This window comes from Rhodococcus sp. 06-1460-1B, from assembly GCF_002258475.1.
Classification (GTDB): domain Bacteria; phylum Actinomycetota; class Actinomycetes; order Mycobacteriales; family Mycobacteriaceae; genus Rhodococcoides; species Rhodococcoides fascians.
In genome coordinates this window covers 325,447-349,189 of sequence record NZ_NOYS01000033.1, presented here as the reverse complement: position 1 = coordinate 349,189, position 23,743 = coordinate 325,447, and the positions used below count along the sequence as shown (strand labels likewise).

At 65.8% G+C, this 23,743-nt stretch carries 23 protein-coding genes; 13 read left to right on the top strand and 10 right to left on the bottom strand.

Annotated elements, in window-relative coordinates:
• Positions 1–20 precede the first annotated feature (20 nt).
• Positions 21–764, bottom strand: a complete 744-nt coding sequence (locus CH268_RS20000; RefSeq protein WP_027494331.1) for a FadR/GntR family transcriptional regulator — start codon at positions 762–764, stop codon at positions 21–23.
• Between the two features lie 80 nt (positions 765–844).
• Between CH268_RS20000 and CH268_RS19995 the strand changes: the two genes are divergently transcribed.
• The 4 genes from CH268_RS19995 to CH268_RS19980 all read left to right on the top strand — a co-directional run bounded on the left by CH268_RS19995 (position 845) and on the right by CH268_RS19980 (position 3,335).
• Complete coding sequence (locus CH268_RS19995; protein ID WP_094665717.1) at positions 845–1,405, top strand: gluconokinase; 561 nt, start codon at positions 845–847, stop codon at positions 1,403–1,405.
• 259 nt (positions 1,406–1,664) lie between these two features.
• Positions 1,665–1,967, top strand: coding sequence for a WhiB family transcriptional regulator (locus CH268_RS19990; protein ID WP_032364923.1), 303 nt, complete (start codon positions 1,665–1,667; stop codon positions 1,965–1,967).
• 38 nt (positions 1,968–2,005) lie between these two features.
• Positions 2,006–2,800, top strand: coding sequence for a DUF2637 domain-containing protein (locus CH268_RS19985; RefSeq protein WP_094665675.1), 795 nt, complete (start codon positions 2,006–2,008; stop codon positions 2,798–2,800).
• 22 nt (positions 2,801–2,822) lie between these two features.
• Entirely contained in the window at positions 2,823–3,335 is a 513-nt protein-coding gene (locus CH268_RS19980) for a DUF427 domain-containing protein (RefSeq protein ID WP_094665674.1), read from the top strand.
• 4 nt (positions 3,336–3,339) lie between these two features.
• Here the strand turns inward: CH268_RS19980 and CH268_RS19975 are convergent, their stop codons facing one another.
• The 3 genes from CH268_RS19975 to CH268_RS19965 are packed head-to-tail and all read right to left on the bottom strand — an operon-like array spanning position 3,340 to position 7,294.
• Complete coding sequence (locus tag CH268_RS19975) at positions 3,340–4,389, bottom strand: hypothetical protein (protein ID WP_255182455.1); 1,050 nt, start codon at positions 4,387–4,389, stop codon at positions 3,340–3,342.
• Positions 4,386–5,009, bottom strand: coding sequence for a 5,6-dimethylbenzimidazole synthase (bluB, locus tag CH268_RS19970; protein ID WP_176456706.1), 624 nt, complete (start codon positions 5,007–5,009; stop codon positions 4,386–4,388). The genes CH268_RS19975 and bluB overlap by 4 nt, the downstream gene beginning before the upstream one ends.
• A gap of 11 nt (positions 5,010–5,020) precedes the next feature.
• On the bottom strand, positions 5,021–7,294 hold the full coding sequence (locus tag CH268_RS19965; protein ID WP_094665673.1) for a putative bifunctional diguanylate cyclase/phosphodiesterase: 2,274 nt from the start codon (positions 7,292–7,294) through the stop codon (positions 5,021–5,023).
• A 134-nt stretch (positions 7,295–7,428) separates the two neighbouring features.
• Between CH268_RS19965 and dinB the strand changes: the two genes are divergently transcribed.
• Positions 7,429–8,661 carry a DNA polymerase IV gene (gene dinB, locus CH268_RS19960; RefSeq protein WP_255182454.1) on the top strand — a complete coding sequence of 411 codons (1,233 nt, stop codon included), beginning with the start codon at positions 7,429–7,431 and terminating at the stop codon, positions 8,659–8,661.
• Here the strand turns inward: dinB and CH268_RS19955 are convergent, their stop codons facing one another.
• Positions 8,662–10,059: a cytochrome P450 gene (locus CH268_RS19955; RefSeq protein ID WP_094665672.1), complete on the bottom strand. Its 1,398-nt coding sequence runs from the start codon at positions 10,057–10,059 to the stop codon at positions 8,662–8,664.
• A 95-nt stretch (positions 10,060–10,154) separates the two neighbouring features.
• Between CH268_RS19955 and CH268_RS19950 the strand changes: the two genes are divergently transcribed.
• From CH268_RS19950 to CH268_RS19940, 3 genes are all read left to right on the top strand, one after another.
• Positions 10,155–10,730, top strand: coding sequence for a TetR/AcrR family transcriptional regulator (locus tag CH268_RS19950; protein ID WP_027494321.1), 576 nt, complete (start codon positions 10,155–10,157; stop codon positions 10,728–10,730).
• Positions 10,731–10,752: 22 nt separating this feature from the next.
• Positions 10,753–11,034: a DUF2277 domain-containing protein gene (locus CH268_RS19945; RefSeq protein WP_032373673.1), complete on the top strand. Its 282-nt coding sequence runs from the start codon at positions 10,753–10,755 to the stop codon at positions 11,032–11,034.
• A 106-nt stretch (positions 11,035–11,140) separates the two neighbouring features.
• Positions 11,141–11,833: a hypothetical protein gene (locus CH268_RS19940; RefSeq protein WP_094665671.1), complete on the top strand. Its 693-nt coding sequence runs from the start codon at positions 11,141–11,143 to the stop codon at positions 11,831–11,833.
• Positions 11,834–11,850: 17 nt separating this feature from the next.
• On the opposite strand, the gene CH268_RS19935 is transcribed toward CH268_RS19940, so the two are convergent.
• Entirely contained in the window at positions 11,851–13,011 is a 1,161-nt protein-coding gene (locus CH268_RS19935; RefSeq protein WP_094665714.1) for a globin domain-containing protein, read from the bottom strand.
• Between the two features lie 213 nt (positions 13,012–13,224).
• On the opposite strand from CH268_RS19935, the gene clpB reads away from it, so the two are divergent.
• From clpB to pyrE, 5 genes are all read left to right on the top strand, one after another.
• Entirely contained in the window at positions 13,225–15,771 is a 2,547-nt protein-coding gene (clpB, locus tag CH268_RS19930) for an ATP-dependent chaperone ClpB (RefSeq protein ID WP_094665670.1), read from the top strand.
• Between the two features lie 102 nt (positions 15,772–15,873).
• On the top strand, positions 15,874–16,779 hold the full coding sequence (locus CH268_RS19925) for a DUF5666 domain-containing protein (protein WP_094665669.1): 906 nt from the start codon (positions 15,874–15,876) through the stop codon (positions 16,777–16,779).
• Between the two features lie 162 nt (positions 16,780–16,941).
• Positions 16,942–17,910 carry a hypothetical protein gene (locus tag CH268_RS19920; RefSeq protein WP_255182462.1) on the top strand — a complete coding sequence of 323 codons (969 nt, stop codon included), beginning with the start codon at positions 16,942–16,944 and terminating at the stop codon, positions 17,908–17,910.
• 57 nt (positions 17,911–17,967) lie between these two features.
• Complete coding sequence (locus tag CH268_RS19915) at positions 17,968–18,543, top strand: LemA family protein (RefSeq protein ID WP_032364932.1); 576 nt, start codon at positions 17,968–17,970, stop codon at positions 18,541–18,543.
• A 102-nt stretch (positions 18,544–18,645) separates the two neighbouring features.
• Positions 18,646–19,194, top strand: a complete 549-nt coding sequence (pyrE, locus tag CH268_RS19910; RefSeq protein ID WP_032364933.1) for an orotate phosphoribosyltransferase — start codon at positions 18,646–18,648, stop codon at positions 19,192–19,194.
• A 58-nt stretch (positions 19,195–19,252) separates the two neighbouring features.
• On the opposite strand, the gene CH268_RS19905 is transcribed toward pyrE, so the two are convergent.
• From CH268_RS19905 to CH268_RS19890, 4 genes are all read right to left on the bottom strand, one after another.
• Positions 19,253–19,750, bottom strand: coding sequence for a class F sortase (locus tag CH268_RS19905; protein ID WP_255182453.1), 498 nt, complete (start codon positions 19,748–19,750; stop codon positions 19,253–19,255).
• A gap of 97 nt (positions 19,751–19,847) precedes the next feature.
• Positions 19,848–21,695, bottom strand: a complete 1,848-nt coding sequence (locus CH268_RS19900) for a hypothetical protein (protein WP_094665666.1) — start codon at positions 21,693–21,695, stop codon at positions 19,848–19,850.
• A 271-nt stretch (positions 21,696–21,966) separates the two neighbouring features.
• A complete protein-coding gene (locus tag CH268_RS19895) occupies positions 21,967–23,193 on the bottom strand; it encodes an MFS transporter (protein ID WP_094665665.1) in 1,227 nt (408 codons plus the stop codon).
• On the bottom strand, positions 23,190–23,651 hold the full coding sequence (locus CH268_RS19890; RefSeq protein ID WP_032364936.1) for a MarR family winged helix-turn-helix transcriptional regulator: 462 nt from the start codon (positions 23,649–23,651) through the stop codon (positions 23,190–23,192). The genes CH268_RS19895 and CH268_RS19890 overlap by 4 nt, the downstream gene beginning before the upstream one ends.
• Positions 23,652–23,743: the final 92 nt, after the last annotated feature.

The following is a 23,743-nucleotide window of genomic DNA, read 5'->3' as shown; positions in this document are numbered from 1 at the left end:
GGCTTCGTGCGTCCGGTGCATCACTGCTGGTCGGGAACCAGACCGGGCGACGGCGTCACACCGGAAGCAGCCGACATCGACCTCGCGGACTTGGTGACGATGGCCAACATCGCTCGCTGGGCGGCGTCTGCGTCACCGGACTGGATGGAGGATGCGACCACGCCGTGCAACCGGATGGCCTCGGGGTCTGCTTGCCGCGACATCAAGGCATGGCGGGTGCGTCCGGCGAGTACCTCGACGACGATGTCCGACATCGACCGCAACATGGGATTGCCCGACGCCTCCAGCAGCGTGCGGTGAAAGTTGCAGTCGTGTTCGAGGTAGGCCTCCGAGTCCGCGGACCGCGACGTCGACGACATTCCGATGACGGCAGCGGTCAGCGCCCCACAGTGTTCGGGGGTGGCTCGGTGGGCAGCGAGTTTGGCTGCCAAAGGTTCGATACCGGACCGCAGTTCGCTGAGCAGCAGCAGCTGCTCGGCGCGGGCAGGCCCGGCCAGTTGCCAGCGGATGACCACCGGGTCGAGAGAATTCCAGTTCTGCGAACCGAGCACCGTGATGCCGACGCGACGCCGAACGGTGAGCAGGCCCAATGACTCGAGAACACGAACGACTTCGCGCACCACTGTTCGCGATACGGCGAACCGCACGGCGACGTCGTCGGCCGAGATTCGGGTGCCGCTCGGGATCGCGCCACTCACGATGTCGCGCCCGAGCTCGTCGAGCACCGAATCGTGGAGTTGGCGGAAATCGTTGGTCTCGGTCATGTCCGATCGATCGTCCCACGGGTTGCCCGGTTTCTCGCGTCTGTCCGATCCCGGTGCACCGGATGGAGCAGTATCGAGGCATGGCAGCAGAGAAGACAGGCAGAGCGCAACATCCGGTTCTCGTGGTGATGGGGGTATCCGGATCGGGCAAATCCACCGTGGCAGGCATCCTCGCCGGAGCCTTGAAATGGGACCTCCAAGAGGGCGACGACCTGCACCCGGACGCCAACGTCGCGAAGATGGCGTCGGGTCAGCCCCTGACCGACGAGGACCGATGGCCGTGGCTCGACATCATCGCCGAGTGGATCACCGACCACACCAGCACGGGACGATCGGGAATCGTGACGTGCTCGGCACTCAAACGGTCGTATCGGGACGTACTGAGCGCAGGAGCCAGGGACGGGGCGCCGGTGATCTTCGTGCACCTGGCCGGAACCAAGGACCGAATCAGCGGACGTCTGAATGCACGGATGGACCACTTCATGCCGTCCTCGCTGCTCGACACCCAGATCTCGACACTGGAACCCCTCGGCGACGACGAGAACGCCATCGTCCTCGACATCGGCCCGCCGCCGACCAAAATCGCCGAACACGTCCTCGTCGAACTCGAAAAACGCGCAGGAATGTCCGAAAGCCACTGAGTGCTGCCTGCCTCTGCCCTCTTGCTCCCCACCCGGGTTCGGATCAATGCGGGATTCAGTCGCTCAGAGTGCGGCAATGGGACATTGATCCACACCCGTGGGCCGAAACAGGGCAGAGGTCCGGGGCGGAGTGTCCGGTAAGTGCATATTCCAAGCAAGCGCGCTTGATTTTAAGTACTACGAATGACCGAAAGGACTTGTAAAAGTACGACGAATGCGAGAAGGTGAGCTTGTTCACTTTTCAGTGAGGAGACAGCTCATGGTGCGAGGCGCACCCGCCAGGCCGGTCCAACTTCCCGTTCCCAATGCAGATGTCTGGGACTGGCAACTCGACGGTCTGTGTCGTGGTCTCGACTCGTCCGTGTTCTTCCATCCCGAGGGGGAGCGAGGCCGTGCCCGCGCCACTCGGGAAAAGACCGCCAAGCAGGTCTGCGGCCGATGCCCGGTGCTCGAGCAATGCCGTCAGCACGCACTCGAAGCGAACGAGCCGTACGGCGTGTGGGGCGGAATGTCTGCACACGATCGCGCAGACTTCTACCGCGGAGCCGTTCGTACCGCTTGATCGGAACCTGTCGGTGGTCTCGTGTTTCATGACGACCCATGAACAAGGTCCTGCGTGCGACGCTCGTCAGTGCGGTCGTCATCACCACCGTCATCGGAATCGCGTCGTTCGTGCTGAGTTTTGCCGCACTGTGGGATCTCGCCACGATGGCGGGCGTCCCGCGATCACTGTCGTGGCTGTGGCCGGTGATCGTCGACGGCACCATCCTGCAGGCCACGATCTCCGTCATCGCACTCGCCCAATTCGAGGAACAACGCAGTGGTCGACGCTTCTTCTGGGGCGTGTTGATCACGGCAGCTCTGGTCAGTATCGGCGCAAATGCCATGCACGCCTTCATTTCCGACGCCGGAACACTGCATCCGGCGCTGTCGGCCGCCATTGCGACGGTCGCCCCGGTCAGTCTGTTGGCCGCGACCCACGGACTCGGCATCCTCGTCCGAGTGCCGGCCGAACTGCCGCGCGACACCGAACCACCCGAACCCGAACAGACCCGTGGAGTCGGACAGGTCCATGCGGTCGAACAGACCGGCAAGGCCGAGGCGCAACACCACCACAAGACCGAGCAACCCGATGACGTCGAGTCGAGCATCGCAGACGTTCCGGTCGATGCCCGGAGGCTGACGGCCCCCGTCGCCGCGAGCATCGACGACCATGACGGCGACACCGCGGGCGCGCGAACCCAGGAGACGCTGATCGAGCACGTTCGGGTCGATGCGCCGGCGAGCGATATTCCGGTCACATCCGTGCGCACGGTCGAACCATTGGACTACGTCGATCGCTGGATTCTCGACGAGGAACGGGTGGACGATCTCTATCCCGTCGACGCTCCGTGACATCCGGTGGCACCATCGAGTGATGAGCCAGAATCTGCCGAGATCCGTAGTTCCCGAGAAGCCGAAGCCGGGTCAGGAGTCGGTGTGGGATTACCCCCGTCCACCGCGACTAGAGTCCTCCAACCGTTCGCTGGTCGTCCGGCTCGGCGGCGAGGTGGTCGCGCGCACCACCGCCGCGTACCGAGTGCTCGAAACCAGCCATCCGCCCACCTGGTACATCTCGCCCGCAGACATGGTTCCGGGTGCGTTGACGCCGTCCGAGGCCCGGTCGACGCACTGCGAATGGAAGGGCGCGGCGACGTACTGGGACGTGCACGGCGGCGACGCCGTGGCACCGGCCGCGGGGTGGAGCTACGAGAACCCGACACCGCGGTTCGCCGAGATCGCCGGCTACCTCGCGTTCTCACCCAGCCGACTCGACTGCGAAATCGACGGCGAGGCGGTCCGGCCGCAAGAAGGCGGTTTTTACGAGGGCTGGATCACCGACGACGTGGTCGGCCCGTTCAAGGGCATTCCAGGCTCTTACGGCTGGTGATCACTCACCCCGCGGGTAGCTCGGCGCGGGGGATGATCTGAATCGAACTCGTTGCGCCGGGGTCGCTGCCGGTCACCAGAACGTCCCCGGTGCGCGGGTCCACGGCAACGGAGTTGGCCTGTGTCACGGTCGGGACGTCGCCCAGGATTCGCGGTGCGGAGACGTCCGAAACATCGACCACGCGCAGCAGATTCGACGCGGTCAACGTCACGAACAGCAGTGCCCGGTCGCGGTCGACGGCAAGTCCGTACGGATTACCCGGGGCCTCGATCGACGCGGTCTGGCGGATACTCCCCGCAGCGTCGACCGAAGCGAGAAGAACGGTCCCGCCGTCGGTATCGGCGAACCCGGCTGTTGTCTCGTTCACCGTCACGGCGTGGGTCAGCTTGACGCCGATCGGGGCCTGCGCCACCTCCCGCTGGGTCGCGCCGTCGTAGACCCACACACCGTTGCCCTGCACGTCTGCGATGGCGGCGTACGGGCCGAGAGCGGCAGCGCCACCGGGCTGCACCGGCCCCGGCGGAAGTTCCGACAAGACCGATCCCTCGCGCAGGAAGATCACCCCGCCGCCCATCTCGTTGGTGGCCACGATCGTGCCGCCGGAGGTGAGCACCGCGTCGTGCGGCTGCCGTCCGACACCCGTGGCCGTGGACAGGATCGCACCGTCGTCCAGCGCCACTTCGAGTAGTTCGTCACTGCCTTCGAGCGGGACCAGGACCGGGCCGTCGGGACCTGCCAGCGAAAGATGCCGGGGTGCGCCCGTCGTCTGGACCATCTGCCGGACGGCACCCGTCGCCGCGTCGAACAGCACCACGCCGTCGGGCTCGCGTACTCCGGCGGCGGCGATGCCCGACGTCCCCACGACGATGCCCTCGGGAGCCCCCGGGAGCGGAACGACAGTTCCGACGGGATCGGCAGAATCGGGCGCCTGGGCGGGTTCGGCCGCCGGAGTTGTTGCCGGCGTGGTTGCGGGCGAGGGGGATTCGTCAGGGGCAGACGAGCACCCCACGAGCAGGAGGCACATGACCGTCGCCGCGGCGAGAGCGGTTTTCACGATCGGCGGTACTGCTCGAAGTGCAGGGCATCGTCCAGTGGACGCCCCGTGCGCCAGCCGAATCGCTCGAGATCCGGTACCTCCTGGAACGACTCGACCGGGCCCACGCACAACCATGCGATCGGACGCACCGGGGCGGGGATGTCGAGCAGTTCGGTGAGGTACGCCTCGTCGTAGAACGACACCCAGCCGACCCCGACGTTCTCGGCTATCGCTGCGAGCCAGAGGTTTTCGATGGCCAGTACTGCCGAGAACAATCCGGTGTCGTCGACGGTGTCGCGGCCGAGGACGTGCGGGCCTCCCCGGTTCGGGTCGTACGTGACCACCACTCCGGTGCCGCTGGTCTCGATCCCTTCGATACGGATGGGATCGAACGTCTGTCGGCGCTCGGGGTCGAGCTTGTCCGCGAAGTCCTGTCGGCAGTCGGCGACGTGTGCGGCGAAAGCGCTCAACGTGTCGGGTTTGCGGACCACCACGAAATCCCAGGGCTGGGTGTTGCCGACGCTCGGTGCCTGATGCGCTGCGCCGAGGATGCGGCGCAAGGTGTCGTCGTCGACGACGGTTCCGTCGAACTCGGCTCGCACGTCGCGGCGAGATCGAATGGCCGCGTATACCGACAGTGTGGCTTCGGTCATGATATCCGTTCTCCGATAACAGTTTTCAGGTTCTCGTTCAGTTCGTCGACGAGGGCGGGCAGGTGCTCGCCGGGGGTGGGGCGGCCCAGATGGAAGCCCTGCGCCCGTCCGCATCGCAGCTCACGCAACACCGATACCGTCCTTTCGTCCTCCACGCCCTCTGCGGTCACCGACAGCCCCAGTGTGCGCGCCAGTTCGATGGTCGAGCGAACGATGGCGGCGTGAGTGGCGTTGTGCGACATTCCGCTGACGAACGTTCGATCTATCTTGAGTTCCTGGACCGGGAGGCGCTCGATGTAGGCCAGAGAACTGTAGCCCGTGCCGTAATCGTCGATGGCGACCTGCACTCCCATGGCGTGCAGACCGGCCAGCACCTCGGTGGCACCGGCGGGGTCGGTCATCGCGGAGCTCTCGGTCACCTCCAAGGTCAACTGCTCAGCAGGACAATCGAACTCGGACAGGACCCGGGACACGTGGAAGATCAGGCTGTCGTCGAACAGGTTTCGGGTGGAGATGTTGACGGCCATGCGCAGGTGCAGGCCCGATGCCGCCCATCGCTGTCGTTCCGCCAGGGCTTGCTCGAGAACGTAGCGGGTCAGTGGGCGGATCAGTCCGGTGTGCTCGGCCGTGGGCAGAAATGCGCTGGGAGAGAGAATGTCTCCGCTCGGGTGGTGCCAACGCAGCAGGGCTTCGACCCCCACCACGGTCATCGAGTCCAGGTCGACCTGGGGCTGATAGCGCAGTCTCAGTTGATCCGACGCGAGGGCGGCGGTGAGCTCGCCCAGCATGATCAACTGCTCGCTCTTGTCCCGGTCCATGGACCGGTCGTAGTACGCGACGCGCGATTGCACGGTCTTCGCGGCCTGCACGGCGAGGTCGGCGCGCTGCACCAGACGGTCGGGTGTGGCGTCGTCCTCGGCGACGCGCGCCGGGGCGTTCGTCGCTACCCCCACGCTCGCTTCGATGAGCAACGACATGTTGCCCACCTCGAACGGCGTCGAGAATTGTTCCAGTATGTCGCGGGCGAGGGCTGCGGGATCCATCGAATCCGACTCACCACACAACGCGAATTCGTCACCGGCCAAGCGTGCCAACAGGATCGCGTCGTCGCCTACCGTGCGCAGTCGGGTGGCGACGGCGGCCAACACCTGATCTCCGAGGCCCCGTCCGAACGTGTCGTTGATTTCGGTGAAGCGGTCGATGTCGACCGTCAGCAACGTCGATTCACCGGCGTTGCCGTAGATCTTGTGTTCGAGGGCGCGCAGATTGGCCAGCCCGGTGAGGTGGTCGGTGTCGGCGACGGCACGGAGCTGAACGGTCTGGGTGTGCAGCAGTCGCAGCAGGTCGGTGATGCGCAGGATCACCAGGACCACCAGAATGCCCGCGCACAGCATGACCGCCCACCCCCATTGGGCGATCGGTTTCTCGCGCACGACTTCGACGACCATCACGGCGGGGGCGGTGAGCGTGGCGGCGGTCAGCACGACGACGGACGGTGTGGTGAACGATGCCATCAGATGGGCGTCGGATTCGATGGTGGGGCTGGTGATTCTCCGCATCGACGGATGGAGTGCGGCGACGCCGATGAGCACGTAGGACAGCGTCCACCCCGCGTCGAGCAGCGAGCGGTCGGCCGAGGAATCGGACACGATGGAGAAGTTGTTGGCGGTGTCGGTGACGACGAGCAGGACCACCGCCGCGGTGAGCAGTCGGTAGGACAGTGCCCGCCACTGACGAGAGCCGACGAAGTGGGCGAGCAACCCGAGCAGAAAGATGTCCATCGCGGGATAGGCGACGTCGACCAGCCCGGCGACGCCGGAGATACCGTCCCCGTCCAGCGATGGTTGGACCGCAAAAACCCAGGTGAGCAGTGCGAATGCGACCATCACGATAGCGCTGTTGGCGATGTGGCCGCGTTCGCTCGCCCTCCACTTGTGCCGGACCAGCAGAAACAGTCCGAAACCGTAGATCGGGTAGCCGACGAGGTAGAGCGCGTCGGCGAGCGACGGGTAGGACGCGACGCCTCCGCCGGCGTGAAGCCACTCGTAGACGATGTCGCCGAGCACCCACACCGCGGTGCCCGCGGCGATGCTCCACCAGGCGGTTCGGTTGCGCGGACGGTTGAGCCTCGTTCCCACGATCGTGGCGGCGACGGCGGACGCCCCGACCACGACGAAGATCGATTGCGACCAAACGGAGTCGGGCACCGCGAAGTAGGCGATGCAGCCGAGTACGCCGAGTGCTCCGTACCACCGCCACCAGGCCGTCACAGTTGTCTCCAGCCGTTCGCGTGATCCGACGACTCAACAATGGCACATCAGGTGACCTGGGTCACTTTCTCGGGGTGTTTTTCGGGCTCGATGCAGGTAACGGGGATGTCGGTGCCTCGTGGGAGCATGAAAACGTGGAGTCGAGCGCCGGGAAGGCGAAGAGCGGGGAAGCGAGCATCATGCACGCCGATCTCGACTCCTTCTATGCCTCGGTGGAGCAGCGAGACGATCCGCGGCTGCGGGGAAGACCGGTGATCGTCGGTGGGGGAGTGGTACTCGCGGCCAGCTACGAGGCCAAGGCCTTCGGGGTACGCACCGCGATGAGCGGTGGGCAGGCGCGGGCGGTCTGTCCGCAGGCGATCGTGGTGCCGCCGCGCATGGAGGCGTACTCCCAGGCGAGCAAGGACGTGTTCGACGTCTTTCACGACACGACGCCGCTCGTCGAGGGAATCTCCATCGACGAGGCCTTTCTCGACGTCGGAGGCCTGCGCAAGATTGCGGGCAGCGCTCTCGACATCGGGCAGCAACTGCGCCGCGACGTCGCCGAACAGGTCGGGCTCCCGATCACCGTCGGGATTGCCACCACCAAGTTCCTGGCGAAGGTGGCCAGTGCGTTCGCCAAGCCCGACGGGCTGCTGTTGGTGCCACCCGGTGGTGAACTCGAGTTTCTGCACCCGCTGAACATCGAAAGGCTGTGGGGCGTCGGCAAGGTCACCGCCGAGAAGCTGCACGTACTCGACATCAGAACCGTGGGAGACATCGCGGCCTACGGCGAGAGATCGCTGGCCTCGGTGTTGGGAAAGGGTGCAGGAGCGCACCTGTACGCACTGGCCATGGGCCGAGATCCGCGCCGCGTGCAGCCCGGAAAGTCGCGTAGTTCCATCGGTGCCCAGCGGGCCCTGGGTCGCGGACGGCACGACGCGGCCGAGGTGGAGGCGTCGTTGATCGGCCTCGTCGATCGCGTCACGCACCGAATGCGCGGCGCGCAGCGGACCGGCCGAACCGTGATGTTGCGCTTGCGGTTTGCCGATTTCACCCGGGCCACCCGCTCGCACACCCTCGATCGCGCCACCGCCGACACCCGGGACATCCTCGATGCCGCACTTGAGCTGCTGCACGAGGCGGCTCCGCTGATCGCGGAGAAGGGCATCACGCTGGTCGGGGTGACGGTCTCGAGTATCGACAGGGGCGGAGCCGAGCAACTGGAACTGCAGTTCGACGCCCCCTCGGTACGCAGACCACCCGAGGCGTCGGCTCTCGACCGTGCGTTGGACGGGGTGCACAAGAAGTTCGGCTCGACGTCGCTGACGCGCGGGGTACTGCTCGGACGAGACCCGGGAGTATCGGTACCGTTGCTGCCGGACTGACTACGTGCGCACCGTCGGCTGCACCCGAAAGCCCTCGGGCATCATGGTCAGCCGCTCCGTGACTTTCAGCCGATACGACGGGTCGGCCTGCAGATCGAAGCGTTGCAGCACGGTGCCGAGTACCAGTACGGCCTCATGGATGGCGAATTGCCTTCCGATGCACGCTCTTTCGCCCGTCCCGAAGGGCTTGTACACGTGCGCCGGCCGAGCTTTGATGCGGGCGGGCAGAAAGTTGTCGGGGTTGAATTTCTCCGGCCGATCGCCCCACACCGGATCTCGATGCAGTGCCGTCGCGAGCACGATCGCCCAGTCTCCTGCCGCCATGGGGTAGCCGTCGCCGATGACGGTGTCGGCTCGTGCGCCGCGTCCGAACGCGGGAACCGTCGGCCACAGACGCAGTGATTCGTCCAGGACTCGGCGGACGTACCGGAGTTTGGGGACCTGGCCGAACTCCGGCTTGTCCGTCCCCCAGATTTCGTCCACCTCGGCCCGGGCACGTTCGAAGACCTCGGGGTGGGTGGCCAGGAAGTACAGTGCGAAAGACAATGCGCCAGAGGTGGTCTCGTGCCCGGCGATCAAGAACGTCAGAATCTGGTGGCCGATGTTGGCTTCGCTCAATGCATTCGGGTTGTCGGCCTCGCGCGCCGCGTCCATCATGATCTGCAGTAGGTCGGTGAAGTCCCCGTCGGACTGTCGACGAGTACGTACGACGTCGGTGAGTACCTCGGCCAGGTACTTCTTGTTCTGCTCGTAGCGGCGGTCCGATCGGGCGAACAGCGGCGCGGCGAACGACGGGATCGACACCAACGCCCGCCGTTGGTTGTACGTCAGTGCGCCGACCATCGCGGACACGAACGGGTGTGGTTCGGCGCGGGTGAACGAGCCGAAGCTGTAGCTGAATCCGGTGCGTCCGATGGTCTCGAGCGTCAGCTTCGTCATGTCCGAGGACACATCGGTCGTCGACGCGTCGCGCGAACGCTCGGTCCAGTGCTCGATCAGATCGTCCGCGACGTTCACCATGATGTCGTGGTAGCCCCGCATGGCTCCGGCGGTGAACGCCGGCCGCAGCAGATCGTGGGCCCGTTGCCAATTGGGCTCGTCGTTGTAGGCGGTGAACAGGCCGTCGGCACCGATGTCGCGGAGGCGCTCGACGCCCGGCGGCAGGAACTTCTCGAAGCGGCGTTCGTCGCACAGATCGCCGACCACGTCGGCACCCGAGGCGAAGACGAAGCGCTTGCCGAGGATGTGGCGCTCGAACATCGGTCCGAGCCGGGCGGCCAGAGCTGTCGAATCCTGGATCGGCGAGCGCGGGTCGACGCCGATGACGTCGCCCAGTATCGGCAACCGATACGGCGGATGCGGTAGTACGCCGTCTCGTAGTGCGAATTCCGTCGACATGGCCGCTCCTCAGTCCCCGAACCGACTCGTTGAACCGGTGTCAAATAGTGACCGTACTCACCGTTGAACTCGTGTCAAGTAAGGTTCGAAACCCCATGACCACACCTCGAAAACGCATGACACCGGAGCAGCGGCGTGCGCAGCTGATCGAGATCGGGTCGACCCTGTTCGCCGAACGTCCCTACGAGGACGTGTGGATCGAGGAAGTGGCAGACCTGGCCGGGGTCTCACGGGGTCTGATGTACCACTACTTCCCGTCCAAACGGGAGTTCTTCGTCGAGATCGTGCGCACCGAATCCGAGCGCAACCTCGCCGTCACCGCCCCGGACCCGTCGTTGCCGGTCCTCGAGCAAATAGCCGCCGGACTCGACGCCTACATCGCCTACACCGACGAGCATGCGCACGGCGTCCGAGCGGTCAATCGAGGCGCGCTGCTCGGAGACGACCGCATCAACGACATTCTGACGCGCGAGTTCGACATCCAGCAGCAACGCATTCTCGACGCGCTGCCGGACGAGTTCCACGACGACGAGATGATCCGGGCCGCGCTCCGCGGGTGGGTGGCATTCGTCCGCGCGGTCTGTCACGACTGGGTGGAGCGCAGGACTCTGAAGAGGGAACAGGTTCGCGAGCTGTGTCTGAAGGCGATCGCAGGTCTTCTCGAGGTGTGACCTGCGGGTCTATCGTCGGGGAATGTGCCGAAACATCACCACCCTGCGGGGATTGGAACCACACGCCACCGACGACGAGATCGAGGCTGCGGCGCGTCAGTACGTCCGCAAGATCAGCGGAGTGCAGAAGACGTCCGACGCCACCCGTGACGCGTTCGAGACGGCAGTCGCCGAGGTGACGGCCACGACGCATCGGCTGCTCGACGCCCTGCCGGACCGGCGGCAGCCACCTCCGACGGTGCCTCCGCTCAGGCGTCCGGAAGTGCAGGCGCGGATTGCCGCCAAGGCGGCTGCCGGGGCCTGATGCGCGCTAGCAGACCACTGCATCGAATGGATGGTTTTCCGCAGAATCGGACGCGCGATCGGGGTCGAGGGTGGCAAACTGGTCGAGTCAGGCGAAGGGGGTGACGATGACCGATCGACGACGACGACGCACGTTCGATTCCCGAGACGGTGACGCCGAGGTCGCCGAGCCGCTGCTGCGGGCGGTGTTGTCCTACGCGCCCCGCGACGAGTCCCCGATGCCCCATCCTTCCGAGGGCATCACCTTGCGGGCCGAGAACGGATCCGGTTCGATCCGCCTGGAATTGGCGATCGCCGACGAGCTCGGCGTAGGCGTACCGGGACCGTTCGGATCCAGATTCTACGAATGTGGATCCTTCGAAGTGGTTGTGCCGCAACGAGACCCGCGTGAGGGTGCGTTGTTGATGATTCACCTGCTCGAAGCCAAGGCACCGCACCGATTCGAGTTCACCGCATCCATGCCTGCGTGCTGGGCGTTACGGCTCGAGCGAGACGGCTCCGTATCGGTGCTCGACGACACCGGCGACGCGGTGATATTCATCGGCCGCCCTTGGGCTTTCGACTCCGACCTGCATCCGGTGCACGTGTACTACACCATCGAGAACGGCCTACTGGTGCAGAATGTCGGAGCTACGTCCGACACCGGATACCCCATTCTCGTCGACCCCGATCCCGAGGCGATCATCACCGGAGACGGCAGGCTCGTCACCGAGAGCTGGACACCGCGGCTGGTCGTCGGTGGCATCGTCGAGGACCTCCCGCCGCGGTCGATCTCCGGCCGAAAGATCATTCCCGGCTGAAAAGTGTTGTAGCGCAATCAGAACGGATCGTGCTGAATGTGCTCCATCGGCGTACCGACCTTGCGCAGTGCGTACAGCGTGGTGCGCACCATCGACGGCGATCCACAGATCTGAATCTGCCGATCGGCCCACGAGCCGAACCGGGTCACCACCTTGCCCACCGGGCCGTGCAGCCGATGATGCATGCCCCACGGGAGTTCGCGCGTCGGACCCGAATGCCACCACGGATCCTCGAGCTCCTCGGTAACCGGCACCACCGTCAACCACGGATTCGACAACGACAACTGCCACAGCGTGTCCAAGTCGTAGAGGTCGCACGGATACGTCCCACTGACGAACAGATGCACCCGCGGATTGGTGCTGCGCTGGGCCATCTCCATCACCTGCGCGCGCAACGGTGCCAGACCGGTGCCCCCGGCGATCATCAACACGTCCTCGCCGATCGTGCGATCGACGTGCATGCCGCCCAGCGGCGGGCTGATCAGCCAACGGTCGCCGACAGTCGTTTCGGTGACCATCGCCGGTGATACCCAGCCCCCGGATACGCGTCGAACATGGAACTCGATCTCGCCGTAGGGGTTGCTGGGAATGGCAGGGGACAGGTAGCGCCACAGTTTGGGCCGCTGCGGAATCTGCACACTGACGTACTGGCCGGGGAAGTAGGGAATCTCCCCGTCGGTCTTCAGTCGCACCACGGCCAGGTCGTCGAGCAAACGGTGATGTTCGACGACCGTCGCGCTCCAATACGGGGGCAGTTCGTCGTTGTCGGCGGCGGCCATTGCGTTGCTCACCACGGTGAGGGCGTCTCGCCAGGCGGTCTCGACCTCGTCGGTCCACATCTCGGTGCTGGCGAAGCTCCGGAAGGCGCTGATCAGTGCCGAACTCCCCGCCCGGAAATGTGCCCCGGAAATTCCGTGCTTGCGGTGGTCCCGGCCCAGCTGTTCGAGGAACGGCTCGACGCGGTCGGCGTCGTCCAGATTGTCGAAGATGTACCCCAGTGCCAGGACGAAATGCTCGCGCAATGCGTCCATCGACGCCGGGAACAGGGAACGGAAGTCGGGATACTCGGCGAAAAGGTGAGCGTAGAACGACCGGGACAGCTGTTCGGGACCGTTCGGTGCAGCCGCTACCGACTTGAATCCGGTGCGGACCAGGGAGACCGTGCGTGCGTCGAGCAACCTCCACCCCCACCGATTGACACCTTCGACCGTCACCAAAGTAGACCGATCGAGACTTTCGCGCATCAGGGCTGCGCCCTCGTGCGCGTCTTGCGCCCGTCCAGGTACGCAAAACGCGCACGAAAAGAATCAAGGTTGAGCGGAACAGACTCAACTTGTCTATGGTTGTACCCAGCGACACGCTCGAACCCCACACTGGAAAGAAGGTGACCGGTGGACAGTTTCACTCCCACCACGAAGTCGCAGGCAGCACTTTCGGCTGCCCTGCAGGCCGCATCCGCGGCCGGTAACCCGGATATTCGTCCGGCACATTTGTTGGTGGCGTTGCTCGATCAGACCGACGGCATCGCCACACCATTGCTGAAGGCCGTCGGCGTCGACCCCGCAACGGTGCGTCGAGAAGCGCAGAACCTCGTCGACCGCCTGCCCTCGGCATCCGGTTCGACCACCACTCCGCAACTCGGCCGTGAAACCCTCGCCGCGATCACCGCAGCGCAGCACCTGGCCACCGAACTGGACGACGAGTTCGTCTCCACCGAACACCTCATGGTGGGTCTCGCGACCGGAAACGACGACGTCGCCAAGCTCCTGTCCGGCCATGGTGCCGGAGCCAACGAGCTGCGCGACGCGTTCCAGGCGGTCCGCGGCAGTGCCCGCGTCACCAGCGCGGATCCGGAGAACACCTACCAGGCGCTGGAGAAGTACAGCACCGACCTGACGGCGCTCGCCCGAGAAGGCAAGCTCGATCCCGTCATCGGTCGCGACACCGAAATCAGGCGTGTCGTCCAGGTGCTGTCCCGGCGAACCAAGAACAACCCCGTTCTGATCGGTGAGCCCGGTGTCGGCAAGACCGCCATCGTCGAAGGACTCGCGCAACGCGTCATCGCCGGCGACGTACCCGAAAGCCTGCGAGGCAAGACCGTCGTATCCCTCGATCTCGGTTCGATGGTCGCAGGCGCGAAGTTCCGCGGTGAGTTCGAGGAACGGCTCAAGGCCGTGCTCGACGACATCAAGAACTCCGCCGGTCAGGTCATCACGTTCATCGACGAGCTGCACACCATCGTGGGCGCAGGAGCCACCGGCGACTCGGCGATGGACGCGGGCAACATGATCAAGCCGATGCTTGCTCGCGGCGAGCTCCGACTCGTCGGCGCGACCACCCTCGAGGAGTACCGCAAGTACATCGAGAAGGACGCCGCCCTCGAACGCCGCTTCCAGCAGGTCTACGTCGGGGAGCCGTCGGTCGAAGACACCGTCGGCATCCTGCGCGGACTCAAGGAACGCTACGAGGTGCACCACGGCGTCCGCATCACGGACTCCGCCCTGGTGGCCGCCGCGACCCTCAGCGACCGGTACATCACGGCCCGGTTCCTGCCGGACAAGGCGATCGACCTCGTCGACGAGGCTGCATCGCGTCTGCGCATGGAGATCGACTCGCGCCCCGTCGAGATCGACGAGGTGGAGCGAGCCGTCCGTCGCCTCGAGATCGAGGAGATGGCACTGGCCAAGGAGACCGACGACGCGTCGAAGGCCCGGCTGGACAAGCTGCGTCAGGAACTCGCCGACCTGCGGGAGAAGCTGGCCGAACTCAGCACGCGGTGGCAGAACGAGAAGAACGCCATCGACTCGGTGCGGGTGCTCAAGGAAGAACTCGAGAACCTGCGCGGAGAATCCGATCGCGCCGAACGCGACGGTGATCTCGGCAAGGCCGCCGAACTGCGGTACGGCCGGATCCCGACCCTGGAGAAGGAACTCGCGGCCAAGACCGACGACTCACCTGCCCAGGGCGACGTGATGCTCAAGGAGGAGGTAGGCCCGGACGACGTCGCCGACGTGGTGGCGGCGTGGACCGGAATTCCGGCCGGCCGGATGTTGGAAGGCGAGACCGCCAAGCTGCTGCGGATGGAAGACGAACTCGGCAAGCGAGTCGTCGGACAGAAAGATGCAGTGCAGGCGGTGTCCGACGCCGTCCGACGGGCCCGCGCCGGGGTGGCCGACCCGAACCGTCCGACGGGCTCGTTCCTGTTCCTCGGACCCACCGGCGTCGGTAAGACCGAGCTCGCGAAAGCGTTGGCGGAGTTCCTCTTCGACGACGAACGCGCGATGGTGCGCATCGACATGAGTGAGTACAGCGAGAAGCACGCCGTCGCCAGACTCGTCGGTGCCCCTCCGGGCTACGTCGGCTACGAGGCCGGCGGCCAGCTGACCGAGGCGGTACGCAGGCGTCCGTACACGGTGGTGCTCTTCGACGAGGTGGAGAAGGCACACCCGGATGTGTTCGACATCCTGCTGGCCGTGCTCGACGAGGGCAGGCTCACCGACGGCCAGGGCCGCACGGTCGACTTCCGCAACACGATCCTGATCCTCACCTCGAACCTCGGTGCCGGCGGCACCAAGGACGAGGTGATGGACGCGGTGCGGCGCTCGTTCAAGCCCGAGTTCGTCAACCGGCTCGACGACGTCGTCGTGTTCGACGCACTGTCGGAGGACCAGCTCGAGTCGATCGTCGACATCCAGCTCGGCTTCCTCGCGAACCGTCTGGCGGCTCGTCGACTGACTCTCGACGTGTCTTCGCCGGCCAAGATGTGGCTGGCCGTACGCGGTTACGACCCGCTGTACGGTGCTCGACCGCTTCGCCGACTGATTCAGCAGGCAATCGGCGACCAGCTGGCGAAGCTCCTCCTCGCCGGTGACGTGCACGACGGCGACGTGGTGCCCGTCAACGTCAGCCCCGACGGCGAACGGCTCATCCTGGGCTAACGCCCGAGCCGGCAACCAGCCGGAGCAGGCCCGCACGAGACCTCGTGCGGGCCTGCTGTCGGTTGCCACTGTCGACGTTCTCGGCGTGGGTACCCTCGTGGAATGACAAATCCGGACGACCCGCGAGCACCCCGAGATCGCGATCAGGACGCGGCGCAGCAGCCGGAGTCATCCCAGCCGACCCAGGACTACGGACACCCAGGCGCCCAGCAGTATCCGGATGCCCAGCAGTATCCGGATGCCCAGCAGTATCCGGGCGCTCAGCCGACGGAGGCGTATCCGACCCAGGCCTACGGCAATCCGGACCCGCAGGCGTACCCACCGGGCTACCAGCCGACGCAGGCGTTCCCGCCCTTCGACCCGGCGCAGCAGGCGGCCGCGAACCAGGCCTACGGACAGGCCCCGGGATACGACACCCAGCAGTACGGCCACACCCAGCAGTTCGGGCAACCACAGCAGTTCGGGGGCACCCAGCAGTTCGGGGGTGCGCCGCCGCCGCAGGAGCCGAACAGCGTCGATTCCGGCAGTAAGGGGCCCCGTCCGTGGGTTCTGGCGCTGATCGGGCTCGTTGTGCTCGTCATCGTCGTCTCGTTCGGGATTGCGTTTCTGAGCGGAGGGCGCGACGAACCGGGCACCACCGCCGCGGCACCGTCCACCTCCATCCGGCCCTCGCCGTCCAGCGCGCCCACGACGACGCCGCGGCCCACGGAATCGGGTGCGACAACCACACCCGAGCTCATCCCGGGCGGCATTCCCGAGATCCTCGGCCAGCTCGGCTCGTCGGTGGGAACGATCAACGCCAACGACGGTTCGACTCTGACGCTCGACGGCCTCGACGGCGCTCCGGTCACAGTGCAGACCACACCGCAGACCCAGATAATCTCGTTGTCCGGTCGCGATCTCGCGTCGTTGGCCGTCGGTGCTTTCGTCGTGGTGCAGGGCGAGGCCGTCGAGAACGGAATCATCCGTGCGAACGTCATCATCGAGACTCCCAAGCTCGGAGGGTGACGGCGGGAGTGGAGCCTGCGGAATGACCCTGAGGTAAGGCGGGAGTGGAGCCTGCGGAATGACCCGCAGCTCTCCGTGCGGCTCCTATGACCGTTCACAGGAGTCGGCGGCCGTGGACGGGCGCGAGGTGGAAGTCGATTAAGGTGGTTCGCGATGACGGCAATGTGGTTCGGCCTGGCGGTAATTGCACTCGTGGGCGCAGCAGCGCTGCTCTACATCGACCGATCCAAGCGAGATCGATCCGGTCGGGTACGGCAGATGTGGGCCAAGGCCCAGGGGTACGAGTACCGACCCCACGACCGAGAGCTGGTCACCCAGTTCTCGCGCGCCGCGCTGTCCAAGCCCGAGTTCGATGTGGCTCTCGGTGTCGTCACCGGAGTTCGGCGTGGTGAGGAGTTCGTACTTTTCGACGTCGAGGAGACGGGCACCATCGTGGCCGTGCAGCGTTCCGTCGGCTCCGATGTCGATATCGACCTGAGGCCCCGCTCGACGCCACCTCCGCGCGACGAGGACATGCAACTGCTCGGGTCCATCGGACCGCGAGTCGTGTTCGCCACCGACGTCGACATCGCTCGTCGTGTCTGTGACCAGCGGATGGCGGCGTTCACCGAGTCGATTCCCGAGAATCTGCAGCTGTTGTGGAGTGAACAGAACTGGACTCTCGGATCGATGCCCCTGACCAGCTCGGGGCGCGATTGGGATGCCGCGATCGATGCGGTGGCGCGACTGTCGGGGATGCTGCACGTTCTGCCGCCGGTCCGCGGTAGCGCCGTGTACGGCTCGCGTCCGGGCGGCGGCGAGTCCGTTCGTGATCGAAGCGATCCGGGTCGACCGTTGGTGCAGGAACCGCGCGTCGGACCGCCCCGCAACCAGCAGTCCGGGAACGTCCCGCCGCGCAGTGTAGAACCGCGCAGCGTGGAGCCGCCCAATATAGAACCGCGCGGTGTGGAGACGAGAAGTCCTGCTGCCGATTCTCGTCCGCAGGAGGCGACTCGACGGCCGAGTCCACCGAGGCCGGATCAGAGCGGACCGCAGGCCACGCGATCGGTGAATCCGGTGCGACCGGTGCCGCGTCCGCCCGTGTCCCGTCCGATTCCGTTCGATGCGGATCGGCGACGCAACCAACCCTGATCATTCTCGGGCGTGCCTACCGGCCTCGGCGGCCGGGCACCGTTAAATTCGTACCTCGTGACGGTTTTCTCGGGCGTTGTGGTCCTCGTGCTGGTACTCGTCGTTCTCGGTTACGTCCTGAGTGTGGTGCGCCGCCTCGCGCGGTACCGCGGTCTGGCCGAGCAGAGCGCACGGCTCGTCGACATCGAGCTCGAGCGTCGATACGAGCAACTGCAACCGTTTCTGACTGCGGCCGAGTCGGCGGACCTGTCGGGCGACCTGCTGCGTCAGCTCGCCGGAGCGCGTTCGTGGTCCAAGGCAGTCCGTGATCGCGGACTGGGCCTGCAGGCGCAGGCTGCCGCCGAGAACGCTCTGTCCGCCGCCTTCCATGCGGTTCTCGACGACGCCGAAGCGCGCCGCAGTGTCGTCGGCAACTGGGCGTTCCAGGGGCCGGCCGGCGACCTGACGGTCACCGAGAAGCGGATTGCCGGCGCGGTGCGGGTGTACAACGACACGGCGTATCAGCTGTCCGAGGCCGTCGGATCGTTCCCCTCGTCGCTGGTCGCGAAGGCTCGATCGGTGACCGCGCCCGAACCGTTCGTCGAAACCAAGGAGTCCCTGGACGAGCACCGCGCCGCCGAGGTCGCCGCGTAGGGGAGCGCTGCGCCCAGTACCCGGGTGCGGGTGGTCGAGAATCTCGGTGGGTAAGTTCGTACCGACCCGACCGCCTCATGGCACGACGAGAGGAACCCGAACATGGCTGACAGCGCTGCGAATTCGGACAGGCAGGAACTGGCCGATCTGGTGAAGGAGCTCGCCGTCGTGCACGGGAAGGTGACGTTGTCCTCGGGCAAGGAAGCCGACTACTACGTGGATCTGCGTCGGGCGACCCTCCATCATCGCGCAGGTGCATTGATCGGTTCGCTGATGCGCGAACTCGTCGCCGACTGGGATTTCGCGTCGGTCGGCGGGTTGACGATGGGCGCAGATCCCGTCGCGATGGCGATCATGCACGCGCAGGGCCGGCCGATCGACGCATTCGTGGTGCGCAAGGCCGCGAAGGCGCACGGCATGCAGCGTCAGATCGAGGGACCGGACATCGTCGGCAAACGTGTTCTGGTGGTGGAAGATACGACGACGACCGGCAATTCGCCCCTGACCGCGGTTCGGGCCCTGCGCGACGCGGGCGCGACGGTGGTCGGGGTCGCCACTGTCGTGGATCGGGCGACGGGTGCGGACGAGGTCATCGCCGCCGAAGGGCTGGAATACCGATCACTGCTGGGCTTGGCAGACCTCGGTCTGTAGTCACTGTCGCGGCCGGACCGGGGGCCCGGCCGCGACAGTGATTGTCTACAAGCCTGTTTCAGCGAATCAACTGCGCGACGACGACGAAGTTGTCGTCGGTCGGCTCGCCGCCTTGAACGTCGCAGTTGGCCAGGATCAATCGACCGGGCACCGATTTGCGGAGTTCGTTGTCCGCTAACAGTGATCCCTTCGGCAGGGGTCCTACGGTTTCGACTGCGTATTCCAAGGTGCCGCTCGAGGTACGCAGCACAACGGTGTCGCCAGGGGTTACCACCCGCAATGCCTTGAACGGGGCGTCCCGCTTCGAATAGTTGTGTCCGGCAACAACAACGGTTTGTTCGGTGTCGGTTCCCGGCATTCCGCTCTCGGCCCACCACGCGGGTAGTTCGTCGACCGGGTTCAGCACCTGCCCGCTTTCCCCGCCGCGATAGAGGGGGTCCTGATGAATGGGACTGCTCAGATAGGTCGACCCGTCCGCCGAGCGCAGCTCGATGTACTCCGGTCGAGAGGGGGCGACATCGCCCGTCGGTGCAGCCCCCGAGATCTGTGACTGCACCGGCGAACGATCGGGTGCGGCGATCCCGACTTCGTCACTCGCACAACCTGATACGAGAAGAACGAACGTCAGGATCGCCGTCCACAGCCAGCGGGTGTTACGAGGTGGCATCGGTGGAGCTGCGGCGACGCAGGTAGAACGCGCCACCGGCAGCTGCGACGACGACCACGCCGACGCCGGCCAGGATCACCGGGGTGTTCGACGAGCTGTCCGAAGCGCCCGACGCCTCGTTCGAGGAATCGCCGAGGGCCAGATCGACCGGCGGGAGCTCTCCGGCCACGCTGACGACGCCGTTGTCGTCGGTGGTGAAGTAGTCCGCGACGGTGAAGGATCCGTCCTCGTTCTTGACGCCGACGAGCGAGACTCCGGTCTCGTCGACGACGACGGTGTTCTCGTCGACCTCGGTGACGGGTACGTCTTCCTTCACGGTGTTGCCGAGGTTGATGGTCCACTCGAACTTCGGTCCGCTGGCTGCCAATTCGGCTGCCTCGGCCTTGAGATCGGCCTCGGCCTTCGCCTTGGCGTCGGCTTCGGTCTTGGCGGCCGTTGCGGCGTCCTGAGCCGTCTTCAGCGTGGCTGCTGCCTCCGTGGCCTTGGTCTTGGCGGCCGCGGCTGCGTCGGTCTTGGTCTGCAAGTCGGCGTTCGCCGTCTCTACGGCCGTATTCGCCGTCACCAGTGCCGCTGCGGCTGCGTCGGCCTTGGCCTGCAACTCAGCGACATCGGCGTCCGACGGCGCGGAATCGAGTGCAGCCTGGGCAGCGGTTGCCGCCTCGGCCTTGGCGTCGGCATCGGCCTTCGCTGCGTCGGCTGCAGTTCGGGCGTCGGCTGCGGCCTTCTCGGATGCAGTGTCCTCACCTGCGGCGGCCTCGGCTGCGGCTTCGAGGTTCTTCGCGTTCTGCTCGGCCACTGCAGCCACTGCGGCAGCGGTCTGAGCCTCGATGTTCAGTGCCAGCGACTTCGCGGCTGTGGCAGCGGCAGCGCGAACTGCAGCGGTCACCTTGGCGAGGTTGAAGTTCTTGAACGAATCCTGAACAGCGGTAACGGAATCCGCGAGTGCCTTGTTCGATGCGTCGGCATCGACCTTGGCGGTGGCGGCGAGTTCGGCCTTCGCGTCGGCGTCTGCACGAGCTGCCTCGGCTGCGGCGGTGGCCTCGGGGTCGCCCGAGACGGCTGCGGCTTCGAGCTCCTTCGCCTTCGCCTCGGCCTCGGCTGCGACTGTTGCAGCGCTGTCGGCGGCGGCCTTGGTTTCGTCGGCCTTGGTCTTCAGTTCGGCAGCGGTGTTCTTCGCTGCGGTGACCGCTGCGCTCGCTGCTGCGCTCTCGACCTTGGCGTTCGAGGCGGCCGTGACGGCGGCCTTGGCCTTGACGTCTGCCTCGGCAGCAGCAACCTCTGCCTTGGTGGCGTCGGTGCTCGCGGTGGCCTCGGCTGCCTTGGCCGTCTCGAGACGTACCTGGGCGGCAGCCGATGCGGCTGCGGCTTCCTTGCTGGCGGCCTCGGCGTCGGCGATCGCCTTCTTCTCGGCGTCGGACAACTGCGGAATGACGTCGAGATTGACTGTGGCCGTGCCGTCTTCGTTGAACACGACGCCGCCGGTGATCTGCGGCAGTGGACGAACGGCGGAGGGGGCTTCGGGTGTCGGGACTGCGGCTGCGGCGGCCGCGGCTGCGTCCTCGGACGTGACGGCCGGGACAGGTGCGTCGATCTGTCCTTCGGCTGTTGCGGTGCCCGATCCTTCTACTGCGGCACCCTGTTCGCCTGTGGGAGTGGCGGGTTCGACGCCTTCGGATTCTTCGCCCGCCGGTGCCTGAACCTCGGAGCTCTCTGGGGTACTGGGCTCCTGAGCACTGGCGATTCCCGGTGCGGCGATGGACAGGGACAGTGCCATGGCGGCCCCGGCTGCGGCGAGGCGCGCCTTCTTGGACCTGGCGATCGACTTCTGCGACATGGAGATTGTGGCCCTTCGGTCAGTGGCAGCAGTGAGCTGCGCGCACCCGTCCTCCCACGCGGAACGAGTGTTGTTGGTGAGTCACACGAACAACCGTGATGACGTGACCGTAAACCAACCGGACGGTACATCGAACCGAAAAGTCCTTTACTGAGGTATTGGTTACCAAAGTGTTACTGATGAGACGGATGTGACGAATGAGGCCATTGATACACGTCGACGGCCGAGAGCGATGCTCTCGGCCGTCGGATCCGGCGGTTGATCGGAGGGTTCAGTCGCCTACTGTCACCGCGCGGGCCTCGTCGATGCTGTGCGGTGCCGGCTCGTGTTCGTCCACGTGGGCGAGGACTTTTCGGCCGCTTGCAAGGACGACGATGGCCAGGGCCGTGCAGGCCGCGCCGACCCAGAACGGGACGTGCATGTTGGATTCACCGAGCTTGCCGGCTAGGTAGGGAGCAGCGGCACCGCCGGTGAAGCGGACGAAGCTGTAGGCCGCCGACGCGGTCGAGCGCTCCACCGGCGCCGAGATCATGACGGTCTCGGTGATCAGAGTGTTGTTGACGCCCAAGAACAGGCCGGCCACCACGGTTCCGACGATCAGGACGGTCTTGTTCTCGGTGAACATCGCCATGACGCCGAGGTCGACGGCGAAGAGCAGGAGCGAGAGCATCATCATGTTCAGCGTTCCGTAGGCCCGCTGCAGTCTCGGTGCGATGAACACCGATGCCACGGCCAGGCAGAGGCCCCAGCCGAAGAAGATGAAACCGATCGAGTAGGTGCCCATGTCCAGGGGGAACGGGGTGTACGCCAGCAGGGTGAAGAAGCCGTAGTTGTAGAGCAGTGCGGTGATGCCGACGGTCAGCAGTCCGCGGTGTCGCAGTGCCCGGAACGGATCGAGAATCGACGTGGTGTGCGCGGGCTTGGGGGTGTCCGGGAGCATGACGATCAGCAGGATGAATGCGATGGCCATCAGTACCGCGACGCCGAAGAACGGTCCGCGCCAGCTGAATCCGCCGAGGAGGCCGCCGACCAGCGGGCCGGTTGCGATTCCGATGCCCAGTGCGGCCTCGTAGAGGATGATCGCGCGGGCGACGCCGCCGGATGCTGCGCCGACGATGGTCGAGAGCGCCGTGGCGATGAACAGGGCGTTGCCCAGTCCCCAGCCGGCGCGGAATCCGATGATCTCGCCGACGGAACCGGACATGCCGGCGAGGGCAGCAAAGACCACGATGACGGCCAGGCCGGCCAGCAGTGTGCGCTTGGGCCCGAATCGGCTGGACACGACGCCGGTGATCAGCATCGCGACGCCGGTGACGAGCATGTAGCTGGTGAACAGCAGCGACACCTGGGACGGCGAGGCGTGCAGTTGTTCGCCGATCGGCTTGAGGATCGGGTCGACCAGACCGATGCCCATGAAGGCGATGACGCTGGCGAACGCGACGGCCCACACGGCGCGCGGTTGCTTCAGCAGGCTTTCGGGGGAGGTGCTGGTGGTCACGAAAGAGTTCCTCTCTTTTCGCGATCGACGGGTTCGAGGATGCTGCGAAGCTCGCTCAGGCCGTCGGTCAATTTCTGGATTTGTTCCGGGTCTCGGTCGGACAGGTACGGGACGAGTCCGTCGACGATGTGACGGCGACTCGCGGCGAGCCACCGATGGCCGGCCTCGGTCATCTCGACGAGCACTGCCCTCGAGTCGTCGGGGTCGGACGTCTTGGTCACCAGGCCGTTCTTGCCCAACTTCGCGAGCAGTGCCGTGGCCGAGGGCTGCGAGCATCGGTCCAACTCGGCGAAGGTGCTGATGCGCAGGGGCTGATACTCCTCGAGCAGCGACAGTGCCCGCATCCACGCTCTGGGCCATTCGTCGCTGCCGAATCGGGCAGCCAGGCGAACGAAGCGTGACGAACTGGTGACCAGCTCCGAGACCAGATCTTTGAGGTCGTCGTGGGAATGGCTCACCGGCTTATTGTTACATACACTAACTATCTATCGCAACGCGGGGCTCACCTGCCGTTGAAATCGGGTGGGGTGAGCTCGGGGGGATGAGAGCG